The sequence below is a fragment of the Stenotrophomonas forensis genome (genome assembly GCF_028752115.1).
GTDB classification, from domain to species: Bacteria; Pseudomonadota; Gammaproteobacteria; order Xanthomonadales; family Xanthomonadaceae; genus Stenotrophomonas; species Stenotrophomonas forensis.
The window spans coordinates 2,445,819-2,458,571 of the sequence record NZ_CP082270.1; the positions used below are offsets into that span (position 1 = coordinate 2,445,819).

Genomic DNA, 12,753 nt, shown 5'->3' on the forward strand with positions numbered 1-12,753 from the left:
CTGAAGTAGAGCGAGCATGATCTGGCGAACATCCTGCGTCTTTGTATTCTGCTCTTTCATGGGCGCCTGTGGCCTGCAGCCAAAGAGCATGCCACCGCAGGTCTCATCCGCAGGTTACACATCGGTCAGCTCGACCCTTCTGGCAAGCTGGATCTACCTGCGCAGTGAAAGCTATCTACCTGGATCGAATCTTGCGTCCGGCACGCCTGAGATCAAGGTATGCGAGTCTGTCGCACACAGGATCCAACTTGAGATCTACCCGGGCACCGAGCCAGATGTTGAAAGTACCTGCCGGAACATAGACGCCTCCGCCACCGAAGCGGAGCGATGGTTCCCCAAGCGCAGCATCCGCTATTCGGTGATCATCGTGCCTGAAGGGCAATCTATTTCCGTGAGCAGGTGGAGCTTTGGCTATCGATCAGCGCATGTTGCGTTGGCTGCGCCGGCATTCGGTAACCAAGAGAGACGAGAAGGCAATCTTGTTGATCTGGTGGCGCATGAGACCTTTCATATTCTCGGTCGAATTGCCCGGGATGCCCGTGGGCAGGATGAGTACTATGCCTACTACGCGGGCTTGTGCGCTCAGCTCGCCGTTCTTGGGGCGATTCCCGAATCCGCGTTGCCAGGAGCGCCGCTTCAAGGGGGCGTGGATGAACCAACGCGAGCATCTTCGGATTCGGCGTATCGGGTGAGGCGTGAAGCCGTGCTGCTGTCCCACGATGGATCGATCAAGGCGGGTGATGATGGCGGCAGATCACTCGCTCTGCGCTGCATCGAGTTGCAGAAGGTGACAGCGCGGCCGGCGAAGGCGGATGTTCGGCCTGATTTCAATTGGGTCCCGAACGGAGCGACGCAGACCATCCACTGGTTGACGCCGATCCTGCCCCGGGCATCAACTCCGTTTACAACAGCATGTCTTCTTTGAGCTGGAGCGGTAATCGCTAGAGCGAGGGTACCGTGATCCTCTGCAGATCCAGCTTGGCCCTGAGCGCATAGTGCTTGCGGGTGACCGGCACGGTGCAGGTCAGCCTTGGATCCAGGTAATCCTTGAACATCGGCGGTCGCGAAGCGCCCAGATAGAACTGCCGATCCTGCTTGACCGCGGCTGGCAATAGTACGTCGGACAGATCGCTGTCGGACGCATCGGTCACCAGGCAGGGTGCATGGCGGAAGCCGAGCCTGCGCAGCAGGTACAGCCGGTGCGAGCCATTGGTCAGGATGATCCGGCGGCCAATGCGCGTTGCGCTGATGAGGTTGTCGCTGAAACCGAGATAGATGACAAGGGCGTGGCTGGCCGCGCCGAACGGCTCGTAATCGGCGATGCTGCGAGGGTCGATCGCCGCCACGTCCAGAAACCTCAGGTCGTTGGACGCAGAGGCGAATGTGTAGCTGCCATCGGACTGGGTAAAGCGCACATCCGGATGTGCATGGCGTCCACTTCGGGCCACCAGCTCCATGATCTCCCGTGCATCGGGTGACGCGGCCGTGGCCGCCGCCAGCTGATCGATGTGGCGCAGGTTGATGCACTCCTGGAAGACCACCAGCCGGTCGATTTCCACCATCTGCCAGCAGCGGGGCACCACGCTCGTCATGCGGTGCATCGAGGGCTGGCGGAGGGCCTGCTCCGCCAATGGCTGCATCTCTTCGGGCAGGGCAAGGGCGTCCATGGCGTCGGCGGCGTCTGCTTCGTCCTGATGAAGACGACGCACCAGGGCGCGGGCGTTTCGCCATTCCTCCACCAGCGTCGCTTCATCAAAGCGTCCTGGCGGGCAACGCTCCCTGACGAAGCGGATGAATTTCGGCAGCGGAAACAGGCCCTTCAGCAAAAGGGTGGGATCAAGGCCATCGTCATTGATGTCGGTGGGCATCCATCTCGCTCTCGTGGGAGTCGCTGCAGCGACGTCCAAACTGGTCGGCCGTCACACAAAAATAATATGTTATATCGTAACATTTGTATGCCTTGGCGGCAATCGTGCTGAACAACGCAGGGCGACGCCGGCTTGGCCGCTGTGCATCCACTGCATTGCGTGGGTGCACCCACTAACTAGAGGAGATGTTCATGAACGAACTGATTGAGCTGGGCGTAGTGGCTGGAGAGCAGAATCACGAAGACCAGGGTGAACTGATCGAGCTGGGCTCGGTGGTTTCCGAAACGAAGGCGCACAACCACGGCACGTTGTGGGATGGCGTCTTCCCGACCACCTCGCCCTGATCCATCGCACCATGCATGACCTGCGGTGCATGCCCCTGCATGCACCGCTCTGATGCCTGCAGCAGCATGAGATCACGCTCGCGATGGACCAGCCTGAAGCTCCATACTTCCTTTCGAAGCACGCGCATGTCTGCGTGACCGGTGACGCGATGGTCATTCTTGACCAGGCCTCCGGCAGCTATCTTTCCATCGATCGGCGCTGGGCGGCGGGGCTTGGCGGGCTGGTGCAGGACTGGCCCCTGGCCTCCGACGGAGTGCCCAGGCCGAGGATGCTCCAGTCGCTGATTGATCGGCGCCTGATCACCCAGGATCCGCTGCGCGGAAAATCCGCAGCAAGCGCCGCAATCGCGTTGCCCCGGCACTGGGTGCGCGAGGGCGAGTCCCGGGGATGTCCACCGATCACGGCCCGCGATGTGCGCCGCTTCCTGGCTTCCGTCACGCGTGCGGCATGCAGCAGGATGTTCCTGCCTTTCAGCTACACGGTTTCGGCAGCGCGCCGGCGTGGTCAGGCATCCACGCCGGGCGAGGTGGACCTGCAGCAGCTGGCCCTCCTGGTTCGGGTATTCGATTGGCTGCGACCGATCGCCTTCAGGAAGACCGATGAGTGCTTCCTGTACTGCCTGGCCATGCGCGAGTTCCTGGGGTCGTACGGCATCGTTCCCGTCTGGGTGTTCGCGGTGCGGACCCAGCCGTTTGCGGCGCATTGCTGGTTGCAGCACGGCGACCGTGTCCTGACCGACATCCCTTTCAACCTGCGCCGGATGACGCCCATCCTGGTGCTGCAGCCGGCCTGATCCATGTACCGATATGTCGCTGTGTTCTGGAACGATCATTCCGAATCTGCCCGTGCGCAGGCCCTGCAGGCCATGGAGCGGATCGAGGTGGGCCGCCCCGGAATCGCATGCGTGATGAAGGGCAGCGGCGGTACCATCTATGCCCAGACTGACAACCCTGGCTACTTCGAGTACAGCCGGTCCGGCCCGTTGGTGGTACTCGGCAAGCTGTTCCACAAGGTGTTCGGCGCCGATACCGTTCCCGCCCAGGCAGTTCCCGATGCTGCCGCGGGCACGACCGCCTGCAGTACGCAGGGCAGGAGCCTGGTGGAGCAGTACTGGGGGCGCTACGTGGCCTTGGGCTACCAGCCGGATACCGCCAGCTGGTTCGTGCTGCGCGACCCGACGGCGGAGATTCCGTGCTACATGACCACGGCCGATCAGCTGACGGTGGTCTTTTCGAACATGGAAGACTGCCTGCTGCTGGGATTGGGTGACTTCAACGTCGACTGGTCGTTCCTGTCCTATTCGCTGCTGTTCCCGTTCCGTGATGGCCTTCAGACAGGATTCGAGGAGGTCGTCGCCCTGGAGGCGGGCGAGGCGGTGACGATCCGCGATGGCCAGCCGGTTGGCCGGCACTATCAATGGGACGTGGTGCGGCAGGCCAGTGAAGCGCCCATCGAAGATCTGGAGGAGGCCGTGCAGCTGGCACGCGCAACGTTGCTGGGCTGCATCGGTGCGCTGGCGAGCCAGCATCGATGCATCCAGCTTCAGCTGTCCGGCGGGCTGGACTCCTCCGTTGTCCTCGCCGGCCTGCTGCATGCGCCCTCCTCACCGGAAGTGAAGTGCGTCCATCACTACGATGCCGGCATTGGTGCCGATGAGCGGATGTTCGCGCGCATGGCCATTGCCGGTGCCCGTGAATCCTCGGGGCGAAGCTGCGAGTTCGTCCAGTACCAGCGGCAGCCGCACTGCTCGCTGGAAGAAATCATGGACTTCCCGCGAACCGCTCGTCCTGCACATTGCTCGGGCTACCTGCTGCATCGGCGCGACGTGGATTTCGACGCAGATACGGTGCAGTTCACCGGTGTCGGCGGCGATGCGGTCTTCCTGCGCTTCAAAGGCAATGCCGCTGCCATCGATTACGCGTGGCGGCGGGGGATCGACCGCGACTTCTTCCGTGTTGCGTTCGAAACCGCGCAGTCGGGCGATTCGTTGTACGGGGTATTCAAGGATGCCTTCGTCCATGGCGTGCTGAAGAGGCCAGGCAGCATCAATGGCCGCTGGGGCAACCCGTGCGAATGGGTGAAGGTGGATGCTTCTGAACAGGATGGCACGCCGCCTGCCTGGTTGCGGCATGCACGAGCACAGGGGCACAGGCTCTCCCCGCACAAGCTGGCTCACATCGGGCGCATGATCTTCCCGACCAGCGTGCTCGATCCGTTCGAGGGCGCAGGGCGCTGGCACGGGGTGTCACCGCTCAGCGCACAGCCTGTGGTCGAACTCTTTGCCCGTCTGCCGCTGCACCTGCTGATGGCCGGCGCGGAGGACAGGACGATCGCGCGTCGTGCACTGCAGGGCCTGCTGCCGCAGGCCCTGCTCTCGCGCAAGGTGAAGTGCTACCTGGACGATCACTCGGTCGCCGTCACCCAGCGGCATCAGCAGTTCATCAGGGGCCTGCTGGTGGACGGCCTGCTGGCGCGGCGCGGCTACATCGACAGCGCATCGGCCGACGCGGGTATCCGCCGGGTCAGCCCGGATCACTCATCCCAGGTGCTGGGTATCTTCGGCCCCCAGGTCAACATCGAAGCCTGGCTCAGGCGTTGGATGGGCCGACCCGGCGTGCCTGCGGTCGGCGTGGCCTAGGCGCTCCGGCTCATTTCCTCAAGGTAGAGGCTCTCAAGATCATTGGCGGTGATCGTGCTGGCATCCAGCGTCCTGCGCAGCCTGCCGGCCTGCATCAGTCCGATGGTCGTCGCCACTTCGCGGGCACGGAACAGATCGTGGGTGGCCATCAGGATCGCCGTGCCTCGGTCACGCTGGCGCACGATCAACTCATGGAACTCGGCCGAAGCGGTCGGGTCCAGGCCGGACGTCGGTTCATCAAGGAGCAACGCCCCGGCTTCCTTGATGATGGCCAGCGCGATGCCCACTTTCTGGCGCATGCCCTTGGAGTAGAACCCGACGCGCCGCCCGAATGCCTCCGGCGCCAGCCCGGCGGACCTGAGCGCGTCCTTCAGCCGTGCGGGCGAACGTTGCTCCACCGCAGCCAGCCGCGCGAAGTAATCCAGGTTTTCATAGCCGGTCAGTTCGTCATACAGCGCCACGTTCTCCGGGATGTACAACAGGCGCCGGCGCACCTGCTGTGGCCGCTGCCAGGCACTGAGCCCATCAACCTCGGCGGATCCGGAGGTAGGTTCAAGGAAGCCCAGGAACAGCTTGATGGTTGTCGACTTGCCGGCCCCGTTCGCGCCCAGCAGGCAGAAGATCTCGCCGGGGCGCACTGTGAAGCTCACATCATCCAGCGCCCGATGCGTGCCGTGTTCCTTGACAAGATGCGTTGCAGTCAGCATATGTGATGTACCTCAGGGAGTGCCCAGCCGACGCCGCAGCAACCCGGCCGCGATCAGCAGTAGCAGGGTGGCCACGGCCAGTGCGGCCAGGTCGATCAGTACACCGCGTTGCAGGGCACCCGCTGTTTCCTGGAATTCGAAACGGGGCAGGGCGTCATACTCGGCCAGCGTCTGTGGCATGTCACGGTCCAGATAGTCCTTGTGCAGTTGCCGACGTGCCTGCCAGTAGGCGAGAACCTGCTGCTGGAACGCCAGCGCACGGTCGGCGTCCGACCCGGCGAGGCGATCCAGTGCATCCTGCACCGCTACCGACGGCAGCAGCAGGCGCACCCGGTCGAGTGACTGGCGCCGCGCATCCTCTGCCTCTGCATGGGCGGCGATCAAGGGGGCGATGACCTGATCGGCCTGGACAAGATCGGCATAGACCACTCGTACGGCATCGGCAATGCGCGGCGCTGGCGAACGCGTGGCGGGTGGTTCTGCCGCGTGGCGCAGCTGCTGCTGGCGGGCAGTGTCGGCCAGCTGCGCCTTCAGCGCGGTGGCCAGCTGCATCTGTGAGGGCGGCGGAACCATCAGGTTCACCGCTGCCAGCATCAACGACGGGGCCATGACCACGATCAGCAGCCACAGTGCGCCGGCGGCGATGGCGGCCTCGGTGGTGCGCCGGGCGAAACAGCCGATAAGCACCGCCAGCGCCAGCCAGAAGCTGCCGTAGGCGAGCACGATCAGGGCAAGCACGGCCAGGCCCGAAGGGCTTGTTGCACCCGACCCAGCGGCAACGGCAACGACGATGGCCAGTGCAGGCAGCAGCACGATGGCGCCGCGGGCCGATGCCTTCACCGCGATCAGTCGCCCTGCCGCGATGGGCTGTGACAACACCAACGCTGTGATGCCGCGTTCGCGTTCGCGCGACCAGAGGTCGAAGGTGGCCGCCAGGATGACCAAGGGCAGCAGGAACACAACGACGAAGGCCAGATCGAATCGGCCAGCGGCCTGCACGGCGGGATTGCCGATGTCGGACCACACATGCCTGAGCAGCTGGGTACGGTCACCCAGCGCAACCACGTCGGCGGTATAGGGGTAGGCTTCGGCCTGCCCAATCGACAAGGCCGCCATCGGGGCGGGAGGGAGCACCGGCTGGACCCGGGGCAGTACCGACGGCGCCTTGCCAACGAACCCCCGGCTGCGCTCCCTGGCATCCTGTTCTTCCGCGTGGATCAAGCCAATGGCAGCCTCGCGCTGCCCCACCCATGCACTGCCATTCCAGGCTGCATAGGCCGCCAGCACCACCAGCAGGCCAAGCAGCACTGGCAAGGCCCGGTCACGCAGCAGACGACGGATCTCATGCCCTGCGATCGACAGGCTGCTCATGGGGCACTCCCGAGATGCCGCGCTGACGTAAGCACCAGCCCCAGCGCCAGCAGCACCCAGGCCAGCAGAATGGCGACGTTCACCGACTGTGCCGCGGCGATCTGGCCCAGCGACGGCTGCCGTGGGCTGTACACCACGGAGCGGGTAAGAGTCGCAATATCGGCCAGATGCTTGCTGCCGTTCGCTGCCTTGTGCTGTTTCACTTCCAGGTTGAGTGCCTGGATCAGCCGGTAACGATAGTCTTCGACGCCCCGCAGGAAGGCCAGATGTGCAGGGAAATCGGTGCGGGCCAGTGCCCGTGACGCGGCCTGCAGCGCGAGGGTGGGGGACAACGCCGCGAAGGCGCGTTGCGTAGTTTCCTGCCGCTGGTAGGCGGTGTAGATGCGTTCGAAGTGGCGATTGTAAGTCTCGCTGGAATTCGCTTCAGCGAACTCCAGCGCCACACCGCGGAAATTGACCGGGAGATCGTCCACGTCGCTCACTTGGTAGCGTGCAAGCATCTCTGCTCTGAGCGCGTCCAGCCGCTTGTCCGCTGGGTCGTGGCCATCGGCACCGTTCTCCGCGTCCTCGGTGACCGCCGCCCGGAACGCGGGTGCAGTAGGCGTGGGATCCAGCGATTCGGCCAGCGCGGGGGCCACCCGTGGCGCGAGCAGGGTGGCCACCACCCAGAAGCCGAGCAGCACCACCAGGGACGTGCGTGCTGCGCTGAAGCGCGCTGAGACGCCGATGGTGATGGCGCAGAACACCAGGAGATAAAGCGTGTACGCCGCGACCATCGCAACGAGCGCGATGATGTCGGCCGTGCCGAGGAGGTGTCCGCCCATGCCCGCAAGGCTGACCGCCAGCAGGGCGAGGACCAGCAGCAGCGACGCCGTCGCCAGCGCGATCAGCCGGCCACCGATCAGCACATGGGCCGATGCGCCACTGCCGAGCTCCTGGCGGAGGGTTTCGCGGGCAACATCGCCGGAGAGGCTGCCGAATCCGGCAAGGATGATCAGCAGGGGTGCCACGACCTGCAGCGTCCATGCTGCGGAAAAGCCATCGAAGCGGCTGAGCGCGGCGCCGGCGTCGATGGGGCGGTGCCGGGCCGGGTTCTGCGCATGGCCTTCAATGAACACCGACGTGCCAACGAAATCCGAGATGCCCGGGTCAAGCGCCGCCAGCGGCCGCACAGGTGCGGGAATGGCGCGGCCGACGTGCGCGGCGGCATGCGGATCGATCATGCCCTGGCTGTCCCACAGCCCGGCCTCCTGCTCCGCTACGATCTGGCGCTCCTGGGCCTGCTGGGCCAGCCGTGCTGCCCCCGTGGTAACCGACGCCCCCGCAAGCAGCAGCAGGGTCAGCGCGAGCCACAACAGGCGCCGCTCGCGCCACATCAGCTTCAGCTGGGTCGCGGCAACGGTCAGGGTCTGGCGCAGGGCCGATGCGGATCTGGAGAAGGCGGGGGAGGCATCGCTCATGGCGGGGCCCTACCAGCGATGGGTCAACGTCATGGACAGGAAGCGGCCAAGCGCCGTTGCATTGGTCGGGTCGAAACCGGTGTTGATGCTGTTGACGATGAAGGGTGGGTTCCTGTCGAACAGGTTCTGCACGTTGAAGGCCAGCGAGGTGCCCTGTCCGGCGCCGGCAGAGTCGCTGAAGTCGTACTTGAGATTGAGGTCGACCGTTGTCCACGAGCTGACGTGGGGGTCGGCCCGGTTGGCGGGATCGCGATAGCTGTCCACGTAGTTCACGAACAGCCCGCCGGCGACCTGCCGGTGGCTCATGGCGAGGCCACCGCGCACCTTCAGGTCGACCGGGAAGTACACCGTGTTCACCGCGTCGACCTCGGGCGAGGTGGCGGTCACGCGGCGCTTGGAATCGATGATGTACTGGCCGGCAAGGTTCAACGCAAAGCGGGTCTGGCCGGCGTCGAAGTCGTAGGAGGCATTGAAATCGACGCCGCGTTGGGAAGTGAACGCGTTGTTGCGGAAGCGGTTGTCGAGGATGACCTCGCTGCTGGTTTCATCGGTACCTGGCGCCAGGGCATAAGGGCCTGCCCGCGATACGAACAGGCCCAGGCCGGAGGCGCCGAGCTGGCGCGCCTGCTGGATCTGCTGCGGCGTCGGGTTGACGGTCAGCAGGTCCGCATAGGGCGCGGTGGACTGCAGGAACAACGACGGGAAGCTGCCACCGAAGCCGCTGCCGATCCGGTCGGCATACTCGATGTGATAGTAGTTCGCGTCAACCTTGAAGCCCGGCAGTGACGGGGGCGCGAACGAGAAGCCGCCGGTCCAGGTCTTGGCACGTTCAGGCCCCAGATCCGGGTTGCCGTTGGAGAGCATCATCAGCACCGTGCTTCCGCTGGCCGCGCTCGGGTTGGGTACCTTGGCCACCACCACGGTGTTGTTCAGCTGCATGTCCTGGTAGACCGGCGCACGATAGGAGCGGCCGTAGCTGGTGCGGAATGAAAGTCCTTCCATCGCCTCCCACAGCAGGCCCAGCTTGGGATTGAGGGTGGATCCGAAATCGCTGTAGTCGTCGTAGCGTGCGGCCGCAGTCAGTGACAGGCGACGAACGCCAGGCGTGTCTGCGAGCAGCGGAACATTGAGCTCAGCAAAGGCGGAGCGGATCGTACGCTGCAGATCCAGCGGCTTCTCAAGGCCGCGGTGGTCGAGCAGTTCATAGCCATCTCGGCGGTAGCCCGCACCGAATGCCGCGCGCACGCCGCCGGCCGGGAGATTGAACAGCTCGCCGTCGGCAATCACTTCCAGATAGCGCGATTCGGAATTCGTATCCGTCGGCGGTGCGGTGCTGACCGAACTGCCCGAGATGGTGGTTCTCTCGTAGGAGACATCGCTCCTGCCGAATCCGGAGTTCAGGCGTGCCTGCCACTGGCGCGGAAGCTCGAGGGTAAGGCCGGCGAACACATCGAACTGCCGCGTATGCGGGAACAGGCGGGTTTCGTCGGCGGTTCCGGAAATGGTGGTGTCCATCTCGCGCCTGGCAAAGGAGCCGGTCAGGTTGAGCGTCAGCACATCGCTGAGTTCCTGCTCGCCATCCAGGTACAGGCTGTGCCGCTTCGATCCGGGATAGATGTCGTACGGCCTGACGGTAACGTTCCGGGAAAAGTCCTTGTCGACCGCAGCGAGGTTGGCCTGCTTCAGGAACTCGTAGCTGGCCATCATATGGCCCCCCTCCCAGGACCAGCCGGCGGACTGTGATGCCTGGTACTCGTCCATGTTGCCGCGGGTGACGCTGCCATAGCGGAGCGAGGTCTCATAGCCGGTGAAATCCCGGCGCAGAACGATGTTGACCACACCGCCGACGGCGTCGGTGCCGTAGATGGCAGAGGCACCATCGGTAAGGATCTCCACGCGCTCGATGGCACTCAGCGGAATCAGCGAGATGTCGACGTACTGATAGCGGTTCGAGGAGGTCACACGGTGGCCGTTGATCAGCGTCAGCGTGGTGCCCGTTCCGAGGCCGCGCAGGTTGATGGCAGTGCCCTGGCCGAAGTTGTTGCCGGTGTCGCGGTCGACGCCGAGGTTGCCGACATTGGCGCCGTTGGCGCCGCCACCGAAGTTCTGCGGCAGCTTCTCGAAGAGCTGCTGCAACGAGGGCACCCCGCTTCGATCAATGGCCTCCCGGTCGATGACGATGACCGGGGAGGCACCGCCGCCAATGGCGTCGCGGATGTTGCTGCCAATGACCATCACCTTGTCCAGCGTGGCGGTGTCGGATCGCCGGTCGCCCTGGGCAGGGCTGGCGGGAGCGCCGGCGTCCTGCGCCATTGCCGGAGCGTTGAGCTGGAGTGCGGCGGCCAGGCTGGCGACCACCAGTGCCGCCGGCCTGGCGGTGGATGCGTTGTTCATGCCCCGGTCCATCGATCTCATCAGATGTTGGTCTGCGGCACGAGCCATCGCGCCTTCAATGGCGATGTTATATCATATCATTCGAGATGCGCGACGCCTCTTGCGGTGGCCAGAGGCGAGGGCAGGCGCACCGCCACACGGGAGTTACTGCACCAATGCCTGACCGACGCTGATGAGAACGTTCGCGCTGCCACCGCCGGTCACCGAGATCCTTGCCGCGTACTGGAAGGCTGATCGCAGGCTGCTACTGTTGATCGCCGCTAGCGTCGTGCTTTCCAGCCTGGCCACGGTGGCAGCGCCGTATCTGTTCTCGCGCCTGATCGACCGCATCAGCGCGGAAGACCTGCGTGAACTGGCGGCATGGTTCCTGCTCTACGCGGTGATGCTCGGTGCCGCCAGCATCCTGCAGAACACCGTGCAGTACCTGTCGTTCCTCAGTGGCGAGAACCTGGGTTTCATCACCAGCACCCGCTATTTCGCGCGCCTGCTGAAGAAGACCCACAGCTTCTTCCTGGATTACAACGCAGCCGAATTGCAGGTGGCCGGCGAGAAGGGGCGCAATGCCCTGAAGATCGTGGTGCAGCTCGGCCTGGTGGTGTTCATCCCCAGTGCACTGCAGATCCTGCTGACCTTGGTGACATTGGGGGCGCTGATCAACCTGCAGGTGGTGGTCATCGTGCTGGGCTATGGTTCTGTTGCCATCACGCTTTCGGCCATCGCCACCCGCCGTGCGCGGATTCATCGTGAGTCGGCGGTCGAGGCGGGCCAGCAGAATGCCCGCTTCGTAGGCAATGCGATGAACGCAATGGAGACGCTGCGGCAGTTCGGTGGCAGCACTTGGATGATCCAGCGCTTCGAGCAGAAGGCCCAGCAGGTCCGCGACAGCTGGCGCGCGTACGTGCTGCAGCGGATCGGCTTCATCGCGCTGCTGGGCATCTGCCTGGCGGTCGAGTTCATCGTCACCTTCGCACTGCTGCTCCCGCGCTACCAGAGCGGCCACCTGAGCGTCGGCGATATCGTGCTGTTCAACCTGCTGTTGCTGCAGCTCAACATGCCCTTTGAAATGATCGCGCGCTCGATCGATGACGTCGCCCGTTCCTGGACCCTGCTGACGCCGTTGTCGGCGCTGTGGGCGGCACCCGAAGAACGGCAGGCCGAGAACGCCGGCCGATTCCACGGAGAATGCGGCCAGATCGAGTTCCAGCATGTCAGCCATCGTTACGGCAATGGCCGCGGCGTCCACGATGCGTCCTTCCACGCCGGGCGCGGTGGCATCAACTTCCTGATGGGGGAGACCGGGGCAGGGAAGTCGACGCTGTTCAAGCTGGCACTGAAGTCGATCGAGCCCCAGGCCGGCCGGATCTTGATAGATGGCACCGACCTGGCCCAGATCGAACGTGCCGCCTGGCATGCCGCCGTCGCGGTGGTTCCCCAGGATGTCATCCTCCTCAACGAGAGCTTGGCTGACAATATTCTGTTGGGGCGCCCCCGCGACGATGCCCGGTTGCGTCTCGCCACCCACAGGGCATCGATCCTGGCGTTGATCGACGCGCTGCCCGAGGGCTTTGAAACCACGGTGGGCGAGCGCGGGCTGAAACTCTCCGGCGGCGAACGGCAGCGCATCGCGATCGCGCGTGCGCTCTATGGCGAGCCTGCGATCCTGCTTCTGGATGAAGCCAGTTCGGCGCTGGACGAGGCGACGGAGCGCGAGATCATTGCCTACGTTCGCGAATTGGCCAAGGAGGTGACTGTATTGGCCATCACCCATCGATGGAGCGTTGTGACCGCAGCCGATCAGGTCATCGACCTTATGGGGGATCGAAACCAGACTTCGTCATGCTGAACTACGTTCACTGGAAAACCGACAACAAGGTCGGCAACGCGCAGGGGCCGGATTCCGGCAACACTGTGGGCGTGCGAGCGCAGGTTTCGTTCTGATCTGGCTCTCGATCTACAAAGCAGACGACGTC

The 12,753-nt window shown here is 64.3% G+C and carries 10 protein-coding genes; 5 read left to right on the forward strand and 5 right to left on the reverse strand.

Going from position 1 to position 12,753, the window contains the following annotated elements; genetic code table 11:
- Positions 1–16 precede the first annotated feature (16 nt).
- The gene (locus tag K5L94_RS11515; RefSeq protein ID WP_148564964.1) at positions 17–925 is read left to right on the forward strand and encodes a hypothetical protein; all 909 of its coding nucleotides are present in this window, start codon (positions 17–19) and stop codon (positions 923–925) included.
- A 16-nt stretch (positions 926–941) separates the two neighbouring features.
- On the opposite strand, the gene K5L94_RS11520 is transcribed toward K5L94_RS11515, so the two are convergent.
- Entirely contained in the window at positions 942–1,868 is a 927-nt protein-coding gene (locus K5L94_RS11520) for a hypothetical protein (RefSeq protein WP_053449734.1), read from the reverse strand.
- A gap of 191 nt (positions 1,869–2,059) precedes the next feature.
- Between K5L94_RS11520 and K5L94_RS11525 the strand changes: the two genes are divergently transcribed.
- The 3 genes from K5L94_RS11525 (at position 2,060) to K5L94_RS11535 (ending at position 4,851) form a co-directional block, all read left to right on the forward strand.
- Complete coding sequence (locus K5L94_RS11525) at positions 2,060–2,212, forward strand: hypothetical protein (protein ID WP_162292569.1); 153 nt, start codon at positions 2,060–2,062, stop codon at positions 2,210–2,212.
- A gap of 83 nt (positions 2,213–2,295) precedes the next feature.
- On the forward strand, positions 2,296–3,006 hold the full coding sequence (locus K5L94_RS11530; protein ID WP_274510444.1) for a lasso peptide biosynthesis B2 protein: 711 nt from the start codon (positions 2,296–2,298) through the stop codon (positions 3,004–3,006).
- A gap of 3 nt (positions 3,007–3,009) precedes the next feature.
- On the forward strand, positions 3,010–4,851 hold the full coding sequence (locus tag K5L94_RS11535) for an asparagine synthase-related protein (protein WP_274510445.1): 1,842 nt from the start codon (positions 3,010–3,012) through the stop codon (positions 4,849–4,851).
- Here the strand turns inward: K5L94_RS11535 and K5L94_RS11540 are convergent.
- From K5L94_RS11540 to K5L94_RS11555, 4 genes are read right to left on the reverse strand one after another with little or no spacing between them, the layout of a single operon-like run.
- The gene (locus tag K5L94_RS11540; protein WP_053449737.1) at positions 4,848–5,558 is read right to left on the reverse strand and encodes an ABC transporter ATP-binding protein; all 711 of its coding nucleotides are present in this window, start codon (positions 5,556–5,558) and stop codon (positions 4,848–4,850) included. The two genes, K5L94_RS11535 and K5L94_RS11540, sit on opposite strands and share 4 nt — an antisense overlap.
- 12 nt (positions 5,559–5,570) lie before the next feature.
- Positions 5,571–6,929: an ABC transporter permease subunit gene (locus tag K5L94_RS11545; protein WP_180878348.1), complete on the reverse strand. Its 1,359-nt coding sequence runs from the start codon at positions 6,927–6,929 to the stop codon at positions 5,571–5,573.
- Positions 6,926–8,389 carry a DUF3526 domain-containing protein gene (locus tag K5L94_RS11550; protein ID WP_274510446.1) on the reverse strand — a complete coding sequence of 488 codons (1,464 nt, stop codon included), beginning with the start codon at positions 8,387–8,389 and terminating at the stop codon, positions 6,926–6,928. The genes K5L94_RS11545 and K5L94_RS11550 overlap by 4 nt, the downstream gene beginning before the upstream one ends.
- 9 nt (positions 8,390–8,398) lie before the next feature.
- Entirely contained in the window at positions 8,399–10,783 is a 2,385-nt protein-coding gene (locus tag K5L94_RS11555) for a TonB-dependent receptor plug domain-containing protein (RefSeq protein ID WP_274510447.1), read from the reverse strand.
- Between the two features lie 172 nt (positions 10,784–10,955).
- Here K5L94_RS11555 and K5L94_RS11560 point away from each other — a divergent pair, with 172 nt between their 5' ends.
- Positions 10,956–12,626 carry an ABC transporter ATP-binding protein gene (locus K5L94_RS11560; RefSeq protein WP_274510448.1) on the forward strand — a complete coding sequence of 557 codons (1,671 nt, stop codon included), beginning with the start codon at positions 10,956–10,958 and terminating at the stop codon, positions 12,624–12,626.
- Positions 12,627–12,753: the final 127 nt, after the last annotated feature.